General features: G+C 42.2%; 20 protein-coding genes. 12 read left to right on the top strand and 8 right to left on the bottom strand.

What is annotated here, in order from left to right; all coding sequences use genetic code 11:
• Positions 1–60 precede the first annotated feature (60 nt).
• The 3 genes from AC3Z9T_RS14050 to AC3Z9T_RS14040 all read right to left on the bottom strand — a co-directional run bounded on the left by AC3Z9T_RS14050 (position 61) and on the right by AC3Z9T_RS14040 (position 2,365).
• Positions 61–681, bottom strand: coding sequence for a hypothetical protein (locus AC3Z9T_RS14050; RefSeq protein ID WP_490126734.1), 621 nt, complete (start codon positions 679–681; stop codon positions 61–63).
• A 279-nt stretch (positions 682–960) separates the two neighbouring features.
• Entirely contained in the window at positions 961–1,563 is a 603-nt protein-coding gene (locus AC3Z9T_RS14045; RefSeq protein ID WP_490126733.1) for a peroxiredoxin C, read from the bottom strand.
• A gap of 193 nt (positions 1,564–1,756) precedes the next feature.
• Positions 1,757–2,365, bottom strand: a complete 609-nt coding sequence (locus AC3Z9T_RS14040; protein WP_490126732.1) for an acyl carrier protein phosphodiesterase — start codon at positions 2,363–2,365, stop codon at positions 1,757–1,759.
• A gap of 308 nt (positions 2,366–2,673) precedes the next feature.
• On the opposite strand from AC3Z9T_RS14040, the gene queA reads away from it, so the two are divergent.
• The 10 genes from queA to thiL all read left to right on the top strand — a co-directional run bounded on the left by queA (position 2,674) and on the right by thiL (position 12,429).
• The gene (queA, locus tag AC3Z9T_RS14035; protein ID WP_490126731.1) at positions 2,674–3,744 is read left to right on the top strand and encodes a tRNA preQ1(34) S-adenosylmethionine ribosyltransferase-isomerase QueA; all 1,071 of its coding nucleotides are present in this window, start codon (positions 2,674–2,676) and stop codon (positions 3,742–3,744) included.
• 65 nt (positions 3,745–3,809) lie between these two features.
• The gene (gene tgt, locus AC3Z9T_RS14030; protein ID WP_490126730.1) at positions 3,810–4,937 is read left to right on the top strand and encodes a tRNA guanosine(34) transglycosylase Tgt; all 1,128 of its coding nucleotides are present in this window, start codon (positions 3,810–3,812) and stop codon (positions 4,935–4,937) included.
• A gap of 93 nt (positions 4,938–5,030) precedes the next feature.
• Positions 5,031–5,363 (top strand): preprotein translocase subunit YajC, encoded by a 333-nt coding sequence (gene yajC, locus AC3Z9T_RS14025; RefSeq protein WP_004905542.1) that lies wholly within the window; start codon positions 5,031–5,033, stop codon positions 5,361–5,363.
• 27 nt (positions 5,364–5,390) lie between these two features.
• The gene (gene secD, locus AC3Z9T_RS14020; protein WP_490126729.1) at positions 5,391–7,238 is read left to right on the top strand and encodes a protein translocase subunit SecD; all 1,848 of its coding nucleotides are present in this window, start codon (positions 5,391–5,393) and stop codon (positions 7,236–7,238) included.
• Positions 7,239–7,248: 10 nt separating this feature from the next.
• Positions 7,249–8,217, top strand: coding sequence for a protein translocase subunit SecF (gene secF / locus AC3Z9T_RS14015; RefSeq protein ID WP_490126728.1), 969 nt, complete (start codon positions 7,249–7,251; stop codon positions 8,215–8,217).
• Between the two features lie 178 nt (positions 8,218–8,395).
• On the top strand, positions 8,396–8,845 hold the full coding sequence (gene nrdR, locus AC3Z9T_RS14010; RefSeq protein ID WP_490126727.1) for a transcriptional regulator NrdR: 450 nt from the start codon (positions 8,396–8,398) through the stop codon (positions 8,843–8,845).
• Between the two features lie 3 nt (positions 8,846–8,848).
• Positions 8,849–9,964: a bifunctional diaminohydroxyphosphoribosylaminopyrimidine deaminase/5-amino-6-(5-phosphoribosylamino)uracil reductase RibD gene (gene ribD, locus AC3Z9T_RS14005; protein ID WP_490126850.1), complete on the top strand. Its 1,116-nt coding sequence runs from the start codon at positions 8,849–8,851 to the stop codon at positions 9,962–9,964.
• Between the two features lie 102 nt (positions 9,965–10,066).
• A complete protein-coding gene (gene ribH, locus AC3Z9T_RS14000) occupies positions 10,067–10,537 on the top strand; it encodes a 6,7-dimethyl-8-ribityllumazine synthase (protein ID WP_490126726.1) in 471 nt (156 codons plus the stop codon).
• A gap of 26 nt (positions 10,538–10,563) precedes the next feature.
• Complete coding sequence (gene nusB / locus AC3Z9T_RS13995) at positions 10,564–10,980, top strand: transcription antitermination factor NusB (RefSeq protein ID WP_490126725.1); 417 nt, start codon at positions 10,564–10,566, stop codon at positions 10,978–10,980.
• Between the two features lie 459 nt (positions 10,981–11,439).
• Positions 11,440–12,429 (top strand): thiamine-phosphate kinase, encoded by a 990-nt coding sequence (gene thiL / locus AC3Z9T_RS13990; protein ID WP_490126724.1) that lies wholly within the window; start codon positions 11,440–11,442, stop codon positions 12,427–12,429.
• A gap of 513 nt (positions 12,430–12,942) precedes the next feature.
• On the opposite strand, the gene dxs is transcribed toward thiL, so the two are convergent.
• From dxs to xseB, 3 genes are all read right to left on the bottom strand, one after another.
• Positions 12,943–14,811, bottom strand: a complete 1,869-nt coding sequence (gene dxs / locus AC3Z9T_RS13985; RefSeq protein ID WP_490126723.1) for a 1-deoxy-D-xylulose-5-phosphate synthase — start codon at positions 14,809–14,811, stop codon at positions 12,943–12,945.
• Positions 14,812–15,281: 470 nt separating this feature from the next.
• Positions 15,282–16,199 carry a (2E,6E)-farnesyl diphosphate synthase gene (gene ispA / locus AC3Z9T_RS13980; protein WP_490126722.1) on the bottom strand — a complete coding sequence of 306 codons (918 nt, stop codon included), beginning with the start codon at positions 16,197–16,199 and terminating at the stop codon, positions 15,282–15,284.
• 3 nt (positions 16,200–16,202) lie between these two features.
• On the bottom strand, positions 16,203–16,454 hold the full coding sequence (gene xseB / locus AC3Z9T_RS13975) for an exodeoxyribonuclease VII small subunit (RefSeq protein ID WP_070926795.1): 252 nt from the start codon (positions 16,452–16,454) through the stop codon (positions 16,203–16,205).
• 217 nt (positions 16,455–16,671) lie between these two features.
• On the opposite strand from xseB, the gene thiI reads away from it, so the two are divergent.
• Positions 16,672–18,123 carry a tRNA uracil 4-sulfurtransferase ThiI gene (gene thiI, locus AC3Z9T_RS13970; protein WP_490126721.1) on the top strand — a complete coding sequence of 484 codons (1,452 nt, stop codon included), beginning with the start codon at positions 16,672–16,674 and terminating at the stop codon, positions 18,121–18,123.
• A gap of 54 nt (positions 18,124–18,177) precedes the next feature.
• On the opposite strand, the gene yajL is transcribed toward thiI, so the two are convergent.
• Both yajL and panE read right to left on the bottom strand, forming a co-directional pair.
• On the bottom strand, positions 18,178–18,774 hold the full coding sequence (yajL, locus tag AC3Z9T_RS13965) for a protein deglycase YajL (protein ID WP_490126720.1): 597 nt from the start codon (positions 18,772–18,774) through the stop codon (positions 18,178–18,180).
• The gene (panE, locus tag AC3Z9T_RS13960; RefSeq protein WP_490126719.1) at positions 18,737–19,648 is read right to left on the bottom strand and encodes a 2-dehydropantoate 2-reductase; all 912 of its coding nucleotides are present in this window, start codon (positions 19,646–19,648) and stop codon (positions 18,737–18,739) included. Before panE ends, yajL begins: the two co-directional genes overlap by 38 nt.
• Positions 19,649–19,753: 105 nt before the next feature.
• On the opposite strand from panE, the gene AC3Z9T_RS13955 reads away from it, so the two are divergent.
• The gene (locus AC3Z9T_RS13955; protein ID WP_490126849.1) at positions 19,754–20,245 is read left to right on the top strand and encodes a YajQ family cyclic di-GMP-binding protein; all 492 of its coding nucleotides are present in this window, start codon (positions 19,754–19,756) and stop codon (positions 20,243–20,245) included.
• Positions 20,246–20,285: the final 40 nt, after the last annotated feature.

Here is a 20,285-nt window from a genome sequence, read left to right as displayed (position 1 = left end):
GCGATATATGAAAGGAGTGATGAGGCACTAATGAGTACCTCAAAATAAAACTTTCTGAAATTATTTTTGATTAAACAATGCGATATGGATCCAGCCATTATTGGTTAGAACTAAAGGGCTTTGTTGTGATTTTTCAGCCCGTTCTTGGCTGATTTTAATTTGTGGGTAAGCGGCGATCACTTTTTCATTCTTAGCCCAAGGTGCAACGTCTTCAATTTTTTGTTTGAAATTAGCGATGGAAATTTTTTGACCGCTACGCTCTGCGGGTTCAGTAAAATTAGTGACTTCAGTAACAACAAATTTACCTGTGCAGAAACTACCGCGACCAGAGAAGTCTGCTTTTGCCGCATCAAAGAATTTTTGCCCTTCATTGGTTAAGGTAAATTCTACACCATCACCTGATTTTTCAGTGCCCCACATGTCTTTAACAACAATTTGTTTGTCTGCTTTATTTAATAGCCCTGCGTCAACCAAAGTATCTAATTGTTCAATCGTACGTGTATTGGATGGCGCTAAAAATCCAGCAGGGAATGGGCCTGTATTAATACAAATAGCGGGTTTTGTATCGAGATAATCTTGAATGGATTTTTTGAAATTACTTTCAGATGCCGTTTGATTGTTATCACAGCCAGCAAGAAAAGCTCCTGCAATGACAATGGATGCTAACATTTTGAAATTCATAACTTTTATCCTATTTTGCGATTGTCTCAGAAATTAAATTGAAAATGTAACTTATTATTGAAAAGTGTAACCATATTATAAATGTAGGGACCTTGAAAGTACGCCTCGCTATATACCCTTAGATATATTGAATTTTAAGTTTAATTAAGAATTTTCTAGCAAGGGCTGTTGTAAAAAGATAACCAGACAGAAGGGAATAAAGTAGTAACTGGGAAGGTTAAAATGAAAAATCGGCACAAGCAACGCCCATGCCGATTTATAAAAACTTAAAAGATCTGATTACAGACCAGTTGCATTTTTGGTCAGGTAGTCAGCAACGCCTTTAGGAGATGCGTTCATACCTTCTTTACCTTTTTCCCACTGAGCTGGGCAAACATCACCGTGCTCTTCGTGGAATTGCAGCGCATCAACCATACGCAGCATTTCATCGATATTACGGCCTAGTGGCAGGTCGTTAACCACTTGATGGCGAACAACACCATTTTTGTCGACTAAGAAAGAGCCACGCAGAGCAACGCCTGCTTCTGGGTGCTCGATGCCGTAAGCTTTCATAATTTCACGTTTGATATCAGCAACCATTGGGTATTTAACTTCACCAATACCGCCGTTATCAACCGGGGTCTTGCGCCATGCGTTGTGAACGAACTCAGAGTCAAAAGAGACACCGACAACTTCAACGCCGCGTTTTTTGAATTCTTCATAACGATGATCAAATGCAATCAGCTCTGAAGGACAGACAAAAGTGAAGTCCATTGGCCAGAAGAAGATCACAGCTGCACGGCCGTTCAGGTGGTTTTTCAGGTTGAAGTTATCAACAATTTCACCGTTACCAAGAACAGCTGCTGCAGTAAAGTCAGGGGCTTGACGTGTTACCAGAACCATAATTTACTCCTATGAGTTTGAATTAAAGGCTTTCTATATATTTATACACTGAGGGAGAATATGGAATTCCCTACAAAGAATAAAGGTATAAATACCAATCGTTGTGATAGCTTTTACCTATCAATTGTATCAATTTAATTAATTAACATCAATACAATAATTTTAATACAACAAAGTGCAAGTGGTATAGCAATCAAGTTGTCGATGTTGTGAGGTTATCGACAAAAATTTGTTGTTCCGCCTTATTCACCATTTGTGGGTAAAACTGGAAAAAAATCTGTTCAAGTTCTGTGTATTGCAGCAGAAAATCATCAAAAGAGCCACTGAGAGCATGCAATTTAGGCCGCCTACGCGCCATTCCATTTAATGACTTGCTAATATACGCTTTCTCAGAATAGCGGATTAACCATTGTTGCGGCCAAAGAAACTCATTTAACTCTTGAAACTTTTCAGGAGTATGACAAAGGTCTGGTTCGATTTGAGAACGTGCAAAATTAACAAAGTCAGCCAACGAAATATCGGGTTCAATGATATTCCAATGCAAAGAAAGAAAGTGATCCCAAACAAGGTCAAGTGTGATTGGTGCAACGCGGCGATAGTCATCACGAAACAGAAGTTTAGCTTGTTTGACTAGAGGATGTGTATCGGTCGCTTTATCAACCGCGCGATGCATAAAAATACCAGTAACAACATCAGGCGTATAGAGGCCTTCGGGGTTACCTCGAACAAAGTCGGCCATTAAATTGCCAAGTAAAGAGCAATCGGCTTTGTGGGCCAGATGTAGGTGAGCTAAAAAGTTCATTTGGTAACTATATACCCGATGCCTTTCAAATTATAGCTGTGTTCGCCGCACAAACCGACCCTAGTCACATACTTGTGTATGCTCCTAGGGCTCAATTTGCTAGCTGCCTTGCCCTAACTCGAAATGCATGGGGTATAAGATCGAGTAGGAAAAGGAAATAGTTTTATTTTTAATTAAAGAAATGGGGGGGTTTTGCAAAACATTTATTAAATGAATACAGTTTTTTTGGCAAAAATACGCTTATTTCTTGCGCCTTCGCGCCCTCAGCACTAGACTAGTCGCCTGTTTTTTAGATCGAAGTTAAGACAATGCGTGTTTCCGATTTTACTTTTGAATTACCTGAAGAATTAATTGCCCACTATCCTCAAGCGCAAAGAAGCGCGTGCAGACTACTGAGCCTCGATGGACCTACGGGGAAATTGACCCATGGTATTTTTACCGATGTGTTGGATAAACTCGCTCCTGGTGATCTGTTAGTTTTCAATAATACCCGAGTGATCCCTGCACGGCTGTTTGGTCGCAAGGCGAGTGGCGGTAAAATCGAATTACTTGTCGAAAGAATGTTAGATGAACACCGCGTACTGGCACATATTAGGGCGTCTAAAGCACCAAAAGAAGGTGCAGAGCTGGTTTTAGGCGAAGACGAAAGCGTGAATGCTACGATGGTTGCGCGGCATGACACTTTATTTGAAGTGCGTTTTGATGACCCACGTGATGTGTTGAGCATTCTTAACCAAATCGGTCATATGCCACTACCACCTTATATTGACCGCCCTGATGAAGAATCCGATAAAGAACTTTATCAAACCGTCTATAGTGAGCGTCCTGGGGCTGTTGCAGCACCGACAGCTGGCTTGCATTTTGATGAACCACTTTTAGAAGCATTGCGTGCAAAAGGCGTAGAAATGGCCTTTGTTACATTGCACGTGGGTGCTGGTACATTCCAACCAGTTCGCGTTGATAGTATTGAAGATCATGTAATGCACTCTGAATATGCAGAAGTGCCACAAGATGTTGTTGATGCGGTATTAGCGTGTAAAGCGAGAGGCAATCGTGTTGTTGCGGTAGGAACAACCTCAGTACGCTCATTAGAAAGTGCCGCTAAAGCGAGCCAAGGTGCGTTAATAGCGCCATTCTTTGATGATACGCAAATCTTTATTTATCCTGGTTATGAGTATCAGGTCATTGACGCGTTGATCACCAATTTCCATTTACCTGAATCAACCTTGATTATGTTAGTTTCTGCGTTTGCAGGGTATAAAAACACCATGCAAGCTTATAAAGAAGCAGTTGCACAGCAATACCGCTTCTTTAGTTATGGTGATGCGATGTATATCACCCGTAATCCAGATGCTCGTAGTGAGCAGGTTGGATCGTAGCTTTATATTGCGAATGAAAGTGAAATCAGCATCGGACTGTTTTTCTGATGCTAGGAGACATAATAGTGAAATATGAATTACAAACCACTGATGGTAAAGCACGTCGTGGTCGTTTGATTTTTGATCGTGGTGTTGTTGAAACACCTGCATTTATGCCTGTTGGGACTTATGGAACCGTTAAAGGGATGACACCTGAAGAAGTTAAAGAAACAGGTGCACAGATCTTACTGGGTAACACTTTCCACTTGTGGCTGCGTCCAGGGCAAGAAATCATGAAATTACATGGTGATTTACATGATTTTATGCAATGGCAAGGGCCGATTTTAACCGATTCAGGTGGTTTCCAAGTCTTTAGTCTTGGCGCTATGCGTAAGATTAAAGAAGAAGGTGTCCATTTCCGTAACCCAATTAACGGTGAAAAAATCTTCTTAAGTCCTGAAAAATCAATGGAGATCCAGTACGATCTCGGTTCTGATATTGTGATGATTTTTGACGAATGTACGCCATATCCTGCTGATTGGGATTACGCAAAAACATCAATGGAAATGTCTTTACGTTGGGCTGCACGTAGTCGTCAACGTTTTGATGAGTTAAACAATAAAAACGCGTTATTTGGTATCATCCAAGGCAGTGTTTACGAAGATTTACGCGATATTTCTGTTAAGGGGCTGGTGGAAATCGGCTTTGATGGGTACGCTGTAGGCGGCTTGGCTGTTGGCGAGCCAAAAGACGATATGCACCGTATTTTAGAACATGTCTGCCCGCAAATACCGGCGGATAAACCTCGTTATTTAATGGGGGTTGGTAAGCCTGAAGATCTCGTTGAAGGTGTGCGTCGCGGTATCGACATGTTCGATTGTGTGATGCCAACTCGAAATGCGCGCAATGGGCATTTATTTGTCACTTCTGGCGTGGTAAAAATTCGCAATGCGAAATATAAATCGGATACCGCACCACTCGATTCAGAGTGTGATTGCTATACTTGCCGTCATTATAGTCGTGCTTATTTGCATCATCTGGATCGTTGTAATGAAATTCTTGGCGCAAGGCTAAATACCATTCATAATTTACGTTATTATCAACGTTTAATGGCGGGTATTCGTCGGGCGATTGAAGAAGGGAACTTCGACGAGTTCGCTCAAGATTTCTATCAGAAGATTGGTAAAACCCAACCTTCGTTAAATATGGAATGAATTTAAGTGCGAAATAGTCTGAACCTGTGTAGCATAGCAGGCTTGGCTGTACTTATGTTTTAAATTGCGTTCAATAACAATGAGGAAAGTTGAATGAGTTTTTTTATTTCTGAAGCAGCGGCATCTGCAGGCGCTCCAGCACAGGGCAGCCCGTACACGATGGTTATCATGCTTGTCGTTTTCGCCCTGATCTTCTATTTCATGATCCTGCGTCCACAGCAAAAACGTGCTAAAGAGCACCGTAAACTGATGGAATCAATCACTAAGGGTGATGAAGTTTTAACGACCGGCGGTTTGATTGGACGTGTAACCAAAGTTTCTGAAACAGGTTATGTTGTTCTTGAGCTGAGTGAGAACACTGAAGTAACCATCAAACGTGATTTCGTTGCTGCTGTTTTACCTAAAGGCACAATGAAAGCTATTTAATTTCTGATTTTCCCGAAGGGAACTGCCGTGCTAAACCGTTATCCTTTGTGGAAGTATCTGATGCTGATCGCTGCGATCCTCATCGGTCTGCTTTATGCGCTTCCAAACCTATATGGTGAGGATCCGGCTGTTCAGATCACTGGCGTGCGGGGAACCGCCGCCAATGAACAAACGCTGATCCAAGTCCAAAAAACGTTAGAAAAAGACAATATCCAAAGCAAATCTGTTGCTCTGGAGAACGGGGCTGTTCTTGCCCGATTCAACAACTCGGATATCCAATTACGCGCCCGTGAAGCACTGGTCAGCGCGTTAGGTGATCAATATGTTGTTGCATTAAACCTTGCACCTGCAACGCCGAAATGGTTAGAAGCCGTCGGTGGTGAGCCAATGAAACTTGGTCTTGACTTGCGTGGTGGGGTGCACTTCCTGATGGAAGTGGACATGGATACTGCATTAGGTAAGTTGCAGGAACAAAACATGGATGGTATACGCAATGACTTGCGCCAAGCAGGTATTCCGTACTCATCTATCCGTAAAGGCGACAATTACAGCGTTGAAGTTCGTTTCCGTAACGCTGATGATCGTAGCCTAGCAGAGAAAACACTGGCGCGTAAATTCCAAGATTTAGTGTTTTCAGATGGTAGCGACAATACCATGACTGCGGTAATGACGGATGAGCGTCTACGTGAGGCTCGTAACTACGCTGTATCTCAAAACATTACGATTATTCGTAACCGTGTAAACCAATTAGGTGTTGCTGAACCACTCGTTCAACGCCAAGGCGCGGAGCGTATTGTTGTTGAGTTACCAGGTATTCAAGATACTGCGCGTGCTAAAGAAATTCTTGGTGCGACAGCAACATTGGAATTCCGTTTAGTCAACCAAAGCGTTGACCCATCGGCGGCTGAAAGTGGCCGTGTACCGGGTGATTCTGAAGTTAAGTATGATCGTAACGGTGTGCCTTACGTACTGTATAAGCGCATTATTTTAACTGGTGATCATATTACAGACTCAACATCTGGCGGTGACGAAAACGGTGCTCCACAAGTTAGCATTGGTCTAGATAGTGCGGGCGGCTCTATCATGTCTGATTTTACTCGTGATAATCAGGGTAAACTGATGGCAACACTGTTTGTTGAATATAAAGACAGTGGTAAGAAAGATGCTGAAGGCCGTGCAATTTTGGTCAAAGATGAGAAAGTCATCAATGCTGCCAATATTTCAGCACGTTTTGGTAGCCAATTCCGTATTACTGGTATTAATGATCCAAACGAAGCTCGTCAGTTATCATTACTGCTGCGTGCAGGTGCGCTGATTGCGCCAATTCAAATCGTCGAAGAGCGTACCATCGGTCCAACTCTTGGTTTGCAAAATATCGAGCAAGGTTTGAAAGCGTGTTTAGCAGGTCTATTAGCTTCAATCCTGTTTATGATTATTTACTATCGTAAATTTGGTTTGATTGCGAGTACGGCCCTGTTTGCAAACTTGATTATGATTGTTGGTGTGATGTCCTTGCTGCCAGGAGCAACGTTAACCATGCCTGGTATTGCGGGTATTGTGTTAACCCTTGCGGTCGCCGTCGATGCTAACGTTTTGATCAACGAACGTATCAAAGAAGAGCTACGCAATGGGCGTTCTGTCCAGCAAGCGATTCATGAAGGTTATAAAGGCGCCTTCTCAAGTATTATCGATGCAAACCTAACAACATTGATCACGGCAATTATTCTGTACGCGGTAGGTACGGGATCAATCAAAGGCTTTGCAATTACGACAGCTATCGGTGTCGCCACCTCTATGTTTACAGCTATTATTGGTACACGTGCGATCGTGAACCTGCTATATGGCGGTAAACGTGTCAACAAGCTGTCAATTTAAGGAGCACGTTGTGGCACAGGATTATACTGTTGAACAATTGAACTATGGCCGTAAAGTTTATGACTTTATGCGCTGGGACAACGTTGCCTTTGGTATTTCTATTGTATTGCTGATCGCATCGATTGCGATTATTGGGGTTAAGGGCTTCAACTGGGGGCTTGATTTCACTGGTGGTACTGTTATAGAAATCAACCTAAGTCAGCCTGCGGATTTAGACAAAATTCGTGAGAGTTTGTCTAATTCACAACACAAAGACCCTTTAATCCAAAACTTTGGCAGCAGCCGTGACATCATGATCCGTTTGCCTCCAATTGAAGGGGCTGCTGGTCAAGAAGTCGGTAAAGAGATCATTACCATCATCAATAAAAACGTTGATGAACAAGCGACAGTGAAGCGTATTGAGTTTGTTGGCCCAAGTGTTGGTGCTGAGCTTGCTCAAACAGGTGCGTTAGCTCTGTTAACTGCACTGATCTGTATCTTGATTTACGTTGGTTTCCGCTTCGAATGGCGTCTTGCTGCGGGGGCAGTATTGGCTCTTGCGCATGACGTTGTGATTACGTTAGGTATTTTATCTCTCTTCCACATTGAGATAGATATGACCATTGTGGCATCGTTGATGTCAGTCATTGGTTACTCACTCAACGACAGTATCGTGGTATCTGACCGTATTCGTGAGAACTTCCGTAAAATTCGTCGTGGCACGCCATACGAAATTATGAACGTCTCTTTGACCCAGACATTAAGCCGTACCATTATGACATCAGCAACAACATTATTGGTAGTTCTGATGCTGTATATCTTTGGTGGCGCGATGTTAGAAGGTTTCTCTCTCGTTATGTTAATTGGTGTGACTATCGGTACCATTTCATCTATCTATGTTGCTTCTGCATTAGCACTGAAGATGGGTATGAAACGTGAGCATTTGCTTCCGCCGAAGGTTGAGAAAGAAGGCGCTGACCAAGAGTCTTTATTACCATAATAGTGTTTTCACCATGGTAGATGGCTTAAGTTAAGCATTAAAGCAATCTTTCTAGTTTACTGAAAAGTAAAATACAAAATCAAAACACCCCGTTAGGCTTCAAATGTACAGCCTTGCGGGGTGTTTTTTATTAAGCTCTGGGTTACACTGTTTACCCGAAATAAAATCAGGAAACACTATGCATTGCCCATTTTGCTCAGCTGTAGATACGAAAGTAATTGACTCGCGTCTAGTTGGAGAAGGCTCTCAAGTACGCAGGCGTCGTCAATGCCTCGTTTGTCATGAACGCTTCACCACCTTTGAAGTGGCGGAACTTGTTATGCCACGGGTAATTAAAAGTGATGAAGTACGTGAACCTTTTGATGAAGAAAAACTCAGCCGCGGTATGCAAAAAGCATTAGAAAAACGACCGGTTAGCGCAGATGCTGTTGAACAAGCGATTATCTCCATCAAATCAAAATTGCGTGCAACAGGTGAAAGGGAAATTCCTTCTAAACAAATTGGTAATTTAGTGATGGATGAGCTGAAAAAACTGGATAAAGTCGCTTATATCCGGTTTGCTTCAGTGTATCGTAGCTTCGAAGACATACGTGAGTTTGGTGAAGAGATCGCTAAATTGCAGGATTAAATGATGATTGAACAAGATCGTATCTATATGGCTCGCGCCTTAGAACTCGCTGAAAAAGGTCGCTTTACCACCTCCCCAAATCCAAACGTTGGTTGTGTTATTGTCAATAACGGCGAAATAGTGGGTGAAGGTTATCACCAAAAAGCAGGTGAAGCGCACGCAGAAGTGCATGCACTGCGAATGGCAGGTGAAAAAGCCAAAGGGGCAACGGCTTATGTGACGTTAGAGCCTTGTAGCCATCACGGGCGCACGCCGCCTTGCGCGGAAGCGTTGATTAACGCAGGGGTTAGTCGTGTTGTTGCGGCAATGCAAGATCCTAATCCTCAAGTGGCGGGTCGAGGTCTATACATGCTGTCTAAGGCCGGAATCGAAACATCCAGTGGCGTATTAATGGAGCAGGCCGAAGCATTGAATCGTGGTTTTTTAAAACGCATGCGTACGGCATTCCCTTACATCCAATTAAAGCTTGCAGCTTCACTTGATGGTAAAACGGCTTTACAGTCAGGGGAAAGCAAATGGATCACCTCGGCAGCAGCTAGGCAAGACGTTCAAGTATTGCGAGCACAAGCAAGTGCTATTTTAAGTACAAGCAGTACTGTGCTAGCCGATGATCCGTCATTGACCGTTCGTTGGAGTGAACTTCCTGCCGATATTCAAGCCACTTACCCTGAAAACACATTGCGTCAACCAATTCGTATCGTTTTAGATAACCATAATAGAGTTACTACCCAGCACAAAGTCACTCAATTAGAGGGGGAGTGTTGGTTGGTTCGCCCAAAAACAGAGGCTGATGTGGTTTGGCAAGGCCATGTTGAACAACTCTCGATCCCTGCTGATGATAACGGTATTGATTTGGTCATTTTAATGATGCAATTGGCTAAACGGAATGTGAACAGCATTTGGGTTGAAGCAGGTCCAATATTAGCTGGTTCATTATTAAAGCTTGGTTTAGTCGATGAGCTGATTGTGTATATTGCACCTAAATTATTAGGTGATACGGCACGTGGCTTGGTGAATTTCCCTGCGCTTGCTCATTTATCCGATGCACCAAAATTTGAATTTACAGATGTACAGAAAGTCGGTGATGACTTGCGTGTTAGGTTACGTCCTGTGTGGTAATTGAAGTTTTTTATTATTTTGCTGAAATTCAACCACGCGGTTAGTGAAAGAATGTGATAAAATCCGCGCCCCGCGGGTTATAATTAATGTGAAAGGAAGGCTATGAACATAATTAAAGGTGTTGTTGCCGCGCCACAAGCGCGTGTCGCCATTGCAATTGCTCGTTTTAACAACTTCATTAATGATAGTCTGCTGGAAGGTGCAGTTGATGCGTTAGAACGTATCGGCCAAGTTTCTCAAGACAACATCACTGTTGTGTGGGTGCCAGGTGCTTATGAACTGCCATTAACAGTCAAAGCATTAGCTGAAACGAAAAAATATGATGCAGTTATCGCTTTAGGTACGGTGATCCGTGGTGGAACGGCTCACTTTGAATTTGTTGCTGGTGAATGTAGCTCAGGGCTTTCTCACGTAGCAATGAACAGTGAAGTGCCTGTAACTTTTGGTGTCCTAACCACTGAAAATATTGAGCAAGCGATTGAGCGTGCTGGTACAAAAGCGGGTAACAAAGGCGCTGAAGCTGCATTGACTGCATTAGAAATGATTAATGTACTTAAAGCTGTAAAAGGCTGATTTAGTTTTTATTTAAGGGGAATCTTGTGAAACCTGCTGCTCGTCGCCGCGCTCGTGAGTGTGCTGTACAGGCCATCTATTCATGGCAATTATCTGGCAATAATGTTTCTGATGTAGAACATGAGTTTATTGCTGAACAGGACATGTCTGACGTTGACGTAATTTATTTTCGTGAACTGTTGTCAGGCGTAGCAAACAACGCTATAAAACTTGACCAACTAATGGCACCTTTCTTATCTCGTCAACTCGAAGAGTTGGGGCAGGTAGAGAAAGCGATTTTACGTGTTGCTATGTATGAACTGAGCTTCCGTGAAGATGTACCTTATAAAGTTGCGATTAACGAAGGTATCGAACTGGCTAAAGTATTTGGCGCAGAGGATAGTCATAAATTCGTTAATGGTGTTCTTGATAAGGCTGCTCCTGCTGTTCGCCGTAAAAAATAAAATTGCTCAGGGTTCCCTCCTGTAATAATACGACAGTAATCATTAGGTAGACTGTATTTCAGTCTACCTTTGTGCCTATTTTATAGCGGGATTCGCCGTAAATTCTCAGCCAGTAGGGCGGAAAGATAAGGCTTTGAAGCTGAAGGCTTCATGTTTTAAAATAAACCAATGCGGCGAGACACGTCGTTATTGCCCATGACGGCCTGTATATACTCTAAATAATTCGAGGTGTAGCTAGGCGATAAGTGAAGGAGCCGCTAGGAGCATACAAAAGTATGTGACTGGTGCGAGTGAGCGTAGTCACTTATACCTTAACGAAAGGTGCTGCCACTTGAAGTATGACGAGTATAAGACTGCGTTATATCAGCAGCAGCCTGAGAAGTGGGAAACCTCGTCCTACTAGGACGGGGAACTGTCACTAGTGAAGTTCTTAAGTATAGCGAAAACGGAAAACCTACCATGTCATATGGCGAATTTGACCTCATCGCGCGTTATTTTAATCGTCAAAAAACTAACCGACGTGATGTAAACATCGGTATTGGTGATGACTGTGCATTGATGACTATCCCGGAAAAACAGCAACTTGCTGTGAGCACAGATACTTTAGTTTCTGGTATTCATTTCCTCCCTGAAATTTCACCGGCAGATCTTGCCTATAAATCATTAGCTTCTAATTTAAGCGATCTCGCTGCGATGGGTGCTGACCCAGCATGGGTTTCCTTAGCGATCACGCTACCTAGCGTTGATCCTGACTGGTTAGAGCAATTCAGTGATAGTTTATTTGAACAAATTAACTATTATGGAATGCAATTAATTGGTGGTGATACTACACGTGGGCCTATGAGTTTAACTTATACGGTGCATGGGTTTGTACCTACAGGGAAAGCCTTATCCAGAGCAGGTGCTCGCAACGGTGATTGGATATATGTGACAGGAACGCTTGGTGACAGCGCTGCGGGTTTAGCATTGTTACAAGGGCGTTTAGACGTAGCCAACCAAGAACAAAAGTCATGGTTAATCGGTCGTCATTTACGGCCTCAACCACGTATTTTACAAGGGCAAGCCCTGCGTAACTTAGCCTCTTCGGCGATTGATATTTCGGATGGATTGATTTCTGATCTTAACCACATACTCAAAGCCAGTGGTTGTGGGGCGCATATCAACTTAGATGCACTACCATTGTCAGAAGCACTGCAACAGAATAGCTCTAAGGATCAAGCTCGTATGTGGTCGCTCAGTGGCGGTGAAGATTATGAACTTTGTTTCACGATCCCTGAAATTAATCGTGGTGCTTTAGAAATGGCATTGGCGCACACTGGCTCTACTTTTACCTGTATTGGGCAGATCAAACCTCAATCGGAAGGGATCCGCTACTATCATGATAATCAAGCAGTGGATGTGAACTTGAAAGGGTTTGATCATTTTGTGTTGGAAAGTGTGAATAGTTAAATATTCAAAATAATATTATTAGAAATGCCTGCATCAGTCACTGATGTGGGCTTTTTTATGGAATATTTGTCATCAGACAGTGATATTTTTCGATTATCTATAATATAAAATTAATATCTATTTATTAAGAATTAAGCTGAGAAAATATAATTAAAGTCATTTTTTCAGGATGAAATCAATGAGTATTGGCTTAAAAAAGATTATCTATAATTGTTTGAATTAAAAAGAATAAAGCTTTCTGTTAGGCAAAAGAAAGCTGCCAAAAGGCAGCTAAAATAAAATGAGGCGTATATCCTGTAAAAATACGGGATGCTTTTGTCAATATTGACAGAAATTCTTATGAGGGCAATTAAGTATTAAAAATATACTGAACTTTATTTGAGGTAAAAGCAAGATCCTTTTAAAAGAAATTTCATTTAAATTGATCCTACCTATGATCTTAAAAATTACACGAAGAAAAAAGAAAGAAGAGCAGCAGGCATTGAATTGTTGCAACACCTGCTATTTTACGGATTAGGCTTTCTGTTGATACTCTTCAATCGCTTTGATTATGCCATCGCTATCAAGGCCTAAATCTGCGAGCAATTCTTGTTGACTACCTTGTGAAATAAAGTAGTCAGGCAGCCCTAGGTTCAATATAGGCAAAATTTTACGTTGATGCATCAGGAGCTCATTAACGCCGCTACCAGCACCGCCCATAATGGCATTCTCTTCTAAAGTCACTAATATATCGTGGCTATTAGCCATTTCTAAAATCAATGCTTCATCAAGTGGTTTAACAAACCGCATATCAACGACAGTTGCATTGAGTTTTTCGGCTGCAACAAGTGCATGGCTGAGTAATGTACCAAAACATAAGATGGCAATTTTTTCACCGTGGCGGCGAACAATACCTTTACCAATAGGCAATGGCGCTAAAGGCTGTAATTCAGCACCTGTACCTGTACCACGAGGGTAACGTACAGCACTTGGTCCATCTTTATAGTGATAACCAGTATGTAGCATTTGGCGACACTCATTTTCATCACTCGGTGTCATGATAACAAGTGTTGGAATACAACGCAGATAAGACAGGTCGAATGATCCTTGGTGGGTTTGACCATCAGCACCGACAATACCAGCACGATCGATCGCAAATAATACAGGCACTTTTTGGATTGCCACGTCATGTATCACTTGATCATAACCACGTTGTAAGAACGTTGAATAGATAGCCACGATTGGGTTGTACCCGCCAATCGCTAATCCTGCGGCAAACGTCACTGCATGTTGCTCAGCGATTGCAACATCAAAATACTGCCCAGGGTACTCTCTTGAAAATCGTACCATTCCTGACCCTTCGCGCATTGCTGGGGTGATTGCCATCAACTTATCATCATTTTGTGCTTCATCGCACAACCAATCACCAAAGATCTTCGAATAAGTGGGGCCAGTCTCTTTGCTTTTTGGCAAGGTAAAGGTGCTTGGATCAAACTTAGGAACAGCGTGCCAGCTAATAGGATCTTTTTCTGCCGGCTCATAACCACGACCTTTTTTGGTCATGATATGTAAAAATTGAGGGCCTTTTAGATCACGCATATTTTTTAGTGTTTGCACAAGCGCGATCACATCATGACCATCAACAGGGCCAATGTAATTAAAGCCCAACTCTTCAAACATAGTGCCAGGGACGACCATACCTTTGATATGTTCTTCGGTTTTTTTGAGCAGCTCTTTAATTGGCGGCATATTAGAGAACACTTTTTTGCCACTTTCACGTAACGTGGTATACAACTTGCCTGAAAGTAGATGTGCCAGATGGTTATTGAGTGCACCAACATTCTCAGAAATTGACATCTCATTGTCATTCAGGACAACTAACATATCAGGAGCAACATCACCAGCATGGTTCATTGCTTCGAATGCCATCCCAGCGGTGATAGCACCATCACCAATAACACACACTGTTTTACGGCTTTTATCTTCTTTTTCAGCGGCGATTGCCATACCTAGGCCAGCACTGATTGAAGTTGATGAGTGACCAACACTCAATACATCATATTCACTTTCTTCACGCCATGGGAAAGGATGTAACCCATTTTTTTGACGAATGGTATCAATACGATCACGACGACCGGTCAAAATTTTATGTGGATAGGCTTGATGGCCGACATCCCAAACTAAGTTATCGAAAGGTGTTTTATAGACATAATGTAATGCAACGGTAAGTTCAACCGCGCCTAAACCAGAGGCAAAATGACCGCTAGATCGACCAACACTACTAAGTAAAAACTGCCTCAGTTCATCACATAGCTTAGGCAAGCTCTCTTTTGGCAGTAAACGTAGCTCTTCTGGTGTTTCTGCCAGCGCTAGTGTTGGATACTTAGCGATATCAATACTCATTAGGGGCTCACTACTATTTATAATTGTTAATAAATTGGTTCTCGTCATACTTCAAATTGCAAAGCTTATATTAAAGCATGGTGGATCTTCATTTGCCGACTCGCTATGCCTCGAACTATTTAGAGTATACACATTAGGTGGAATCGTTATTTGCAAGCAAAATCTATATTATCCACAGTACTATTTGTACAACTAGTGTGTTATTCCGTTATCACAAAATGGTGATGTGAATCACATAAGTGCATGACGCCAGTCAATCTAGCACACTGATATACTCGTCATACTTCAAGTTGCAGGGCTTTTCGTTGAGGTATAAGTGGCTACGTTACGCTCGCCGATGCACATTGTTTATCTATGCTCCCGGTCTATTTTCGCTTGTCGCCTATCTGCACCTTGAATTATTTAGAGTATATATCCATTATGCCACTTTTATCATTCCGCGTCAGAATGTAAAGTGACTTTATATAGCATTAGCTTTTGCGTTCGATAATGAAATTGGCTAGCGCGACTAAGGTTTGCGTATTATAGCCTTGAACTTCAATCGTTTTTAATGCTTCTAGCGCAGTATAATACAGTTCGCGAGCTTTTTCTTGAGCAGCTTCAAGACCTAGTAATGATGGATAAGTGCTTTTCTCATGTTCTGCATCTGAACCTTGGCGTTTACCTGTCACTTCACTGTCGCCAATGACATCTAAAATGTCATCTTGTACCTGAAATGCAAGGCCGATAGCTTCTGCATACTTATCTAGCTCAGGTAAGATTTGATGACCTTTTGCTCCAGCTGAGTAGGCTCCCATACGAATGGCTGCACGTATTAGAGCACCTGTTTTATGTTGATGAATACGTTCCAGTGAAACTAAATCAACATGTTTTCCTTCAGCTTCGAGATCTAACGCTTGCCCACCACACATACCCGCTAGACCACTTGCATAAGCAAGTTCAGCTAACATGGCAATTCTATCTTTATCTGCTACATCAGGCATTTCACCGGATGACAATAATTGGAATGCTAATGTTTGCAGTGCATCACCTGCAAGAATGGCATTTCCTTCTCCGAATTTGATATGGCAAGTTGGCTGCCCGCGACGTAGATCATCATCGTCCATGGCTGGAAGGTCGTCATGGATCAGCGAGTAAGCATGAATGCATTCAACGGCGCTTGCAGGAGCATCAAGATTATGACGGCTTACGCCAAGCATTTCGCCTACAGTATAGGTCAAAAATGGACGCAAGCGCTTGCCACCCAGAAGGGCACCATGTTTCATCGCTGCTGCAAGGGGTAAATCAGAGAATGGAAGTGCATCTAAGGCATGCAATAAATATTGATTAACCCGCTCATACGCTTGCTGTTGTTGTACTGCGAAGCTATTAGAATGTTGTTCAGACATAGTTTATTCGGTATCTGGTGAAAAATCATCAAGTGCTTTGTTTTCATCATCGCTCAGTAGGATCTGAACACGTTGTTCAGCCTGTTGTAGAACTTTCTGTCCTTGTTTAGCGATTTGGATGCCACGTTCAAATTCATTGAGCGCATCTTCAAGTGGTAGCGAGCCAGACTCAAGGCGAGAAACAATTTCCTCAAGCTCTTTAAGTGAATTTTCAAAGCTAACTACTGGTACTTGTTGAGGTTTTTCTTTAGCCATATTTCTTTAACCGCACGTGTTCAATCATTTGTTCAGGGTGTTTTATTAATTCAGCAGACTAACTTAGTCTTGCGGTGGATACAATTTATTATTGGTGTTTTTAGATTCAACCCGCAAGATAGTGCTATAATACGCTTCTTTATTGACAATTGGTAACCTGTGCGTGTGTCACTTTCAATACGTTCATTTGCCCCTACAACATTAACATGCAGCTATTATGAAGTTTATCATTAAGTTATTTCCAGAAATTACCATTAAAAGCCAGACAGTTAGGTTACGTTTTATCAAGATCCTAACTAGCAATATTCGCAATGTGCTTAAACCGCTTGGTGAAGAAATCGCGGTTGTTCGCCATTGGGATAACATTGAAGTGCGTGTTAAAGGGGAAACAAAGCACGACGAAATCTGTGACATGCTGACACGCATTCCTGGTATTCACCATATTTTAGAAGTTGAAGAAAAACCGTTTACAAGCCTACATCATATTTATGAAATGGCTCATGAGGCTTATGGTGCATCGCTAGAAAACAAAACCTTTTGTGTGCGCGTAAAACGCAGAGGGAAACACGAATTTACTTCGATTGAGGCAGAACGTTATATTGGTGGTGGCTTAAACCAACACATCGCTTCAGCAAAAGTGAAGTTAACGGATCCTGACACCACAGTACATTTGGAAATTGAAGATGAAAATCTGATCCTCGTGAAAGCACGTTACGAGGGTATCGGTGGCTTCCCTATTGGTACACAAGAAGATGTATTGTCTCTTATTTCAGGGGGCTTTGACTCCGGCGTTTCTAGCTATATGTTAATGCGTCGTGGTTGCCGAGTGCATTACTGCTTCTTTAACTTAGGTGGCGCAGCCCATGAAATCGGTGTTAAACAAATCGCACATTATTTGTGGAACCGTTTTGGTAGCTCACACAAGGTACGCTTTATTGCGGTTAACTTCGAACCGGTTGTGGCTGAGATCCTAGAAAAAGTAGATGACGGTCAAATGGGTGTTGTTTTGAAACGTATGATGGTACGTGCGGCATCAAAAGTGGCCGAGCGTTATGGTGTTCAAGCGATAGTCACTGGTGAGGCATTAGGGCAGGTATCGAGCCAAACCTTAACTAACCTGCGTTTGATCGACAATGCTTCTGATACATTAGTGCTGCGTCCGCTGATTTCTCATGACAAAGAACATATCATCAAGTTAGCGCGTCAAATTGGTACTGAAGACTTCGCGAAAACCATGCCTGAATATTGTGGTGTGATTTCGAAAAGCCCTACCGTTAAAGCCATTAAAGCGCGTATCGAAGCGGAAGAAGCCAACTTTGATTTCAGTATTTTAGACTCAGTGGTTGAACAATCACAAAATATAGATATCCGCCAGATAGCGCAAGAAAGCCGCGAGCAAGTAGCTGAAGTTGAAATGGTGAGTGAACTTTCAGCGGAAAATGAAGTGATCTTAGATATTCGTTCTCCTGATGAGCACGAAGACAAACCGCTCTCGATTGATGGAATTGAAATTAAACACATTCCATTCTATCGTCTTGGTACGCAGTTTGGCTCACTACCAAAAGAGAAAACCTACTTACTGTATTGTGATCGTGGTGTGATGAGCCGTTTACAGGCGCTTTATTTGCAAGAGCAAGGCTTTAGTAATGTAAAAGTCTATCGTCCGTAAGCGTTTGTTTTCGAAAAGGTAAAAGCCGAACCAGCTATGCTGTTTCGGCTTTTGCTATTGTTGTTCTAAATAATCATTAATCCCATTAGGTAAAATTAATTGGGATGCAACTTCGCCCGCGATATCACGACCAACCAGTAATTCAATTAATTTTAAGGCAAAATCGAAGGTGGTTGCTGGCCCTTGGCTGGTCAGTAGATTGACTCGCTCATCAAAATAGACTCGCTTATCAACCCATTTGTTGGCTGCGATTTGTTCTCGAGTGCTTGGATAGCCCGTCATATTGCCGATGGGAAATAATTGATGGTATTCCAAAACAAGGGCAGGGGCGGCGCAGATGGCTGCAACAATTTTTCCATCTAAATGCATTCTTCTGACTTTTTCAACCACCAGTGGGCTATCTCTAAAGGTTTCGGCACCACCAATCCCTCCCGGCAGGACGATTGCATCAAATGGCTCATCGGCAACTTTAATCAGAGGAGTATCAGCAACCAGCTTGATCCCCCTTGATGCGATGATTGCAAGCGAACCATCATCAGTAACGCTTGCAAGGGTGACAGTGATCCCTGCTCTAACTAAAAGATCGGCAGTGGTCACTGTTTCTATCTCTTCACTACCATTGGCGATGCATATTAGTACGGAAGCCGTCATTTTTCTCTTCTCTTTGTTTAATTAGATGATATAGGCGATCATTTTCTGGTGTATGCAGCCCATGTGCTCGAGCTTGTTTAATCAGATAACCTGTAATGTAGTCGATCTCAGTACGCCGTTTGTTACGAATGTCCTGTAACATAGATGAATAATTATCTGCGGTATTATTGATAATGCCATAAATGTAATCAGTGAGTTGCATTTTGTCTGTATGTAATCCTTCTACATCCATCACTTGGCAAATTTCATCAATTAACAAATTAATTTGGCCTCTATGGTTAACCAATTCACCATTTTTACAATCATGAATAATCGTCAGTGGGTTAATTACGCAGTTTGCAGCAAGTTTTTGCCAACAAGTCGCTAAGATATCGTTGTGCCACGCGACATCAGGTAAGGCCGCATGCAGAATATCAGCGATATGATAACAATTTTCAGCAATTGAATTAACGGCACCGATATGGGTTATACCATTAGCGACATGGAATACTTGATTATTTTTTTGCCAAGCCGCATGGGTTGTGACGCCAGATAAAAATGGCTGACGTAAAGGCCTTAATTCATCTAATGTACCCATCCCATTATGCAGTAATAAAATAGGGCAGGTTTCTGGTATATTATGAAGCAAAGGAAGTAGCGCATCTGACACTTGCCATGCCTTTAAGCAGACAATAATTAGCTCGCTATGATGCAGGTGATTAAGATTGTTGCAAGGGAGCAATTCACGAAAAACCTGGCCATCAGGCTCATTAACATCAACAAATAAGTCTGATTGGGCTATACGCAGCCAGCCTTGAGCCTCATGGCCTTGTTGGGTCAGGGCCGCGAGCCATAGCTTGCCAATGGCACCACAGCCAATAAGCGTTATTTTCATATTCCTCCTAAAGGCAGTGACGAATGTAGATTTCCAGTATAGTACTTTTGCTATCAATAGAAAGCAGCTATCATGCATCACATTGATTATCAGGAGGTCTTAACCATGCCATCATTTGATATTGTATCTGAAGTAGAAATGAATGAAGTCCGTAATGCGGTTGAAAATGCCGAGCGTGAATTAACTAGCCGTTGGGACTTTAAAAATGTGGCCGCTAGCTTTGAGCTAAATGACAAAAATGAATCTATCAAGGTAACCAGTGAGTCTGACTTTCAGGTTCTACAATTACTGGATATTTTAAGAGAAAAAATGTCTAAACGTGGTATTGATGGGGCAGTATTGAATGTTCCTGATGATATTGTTCACAGTGGCAAAACCTATAGTGTTGAAGTCACCTTAAAACAAGGCATCGAAGCTGCGATAGCGAAGAAAATTGTGAAGGCAATCAAAGATAGCAAATTGAAAGTTCAGGCGCAGATCCAAGGTGAACAAGTGCGTGTAACTGGAAAATCGCGCGATGATTTGCAATCTGTGATGGCATTAGTACGCTCAAGTGATTTAGGGCAACCATTCCAATTTAACAACTTCCGCGACTAATGGGTTAGTTACCCGCAGCACTGGCTGTTGCGGGTATTTA

This window comes from Providencia sp. 6390, assembly GCF_058148425.1.
The sequence above is the reverse complement of the archived record's forward strand: the minus strand, read 5'-3'. Positions and strand labels throughout refer to the sequence as shown.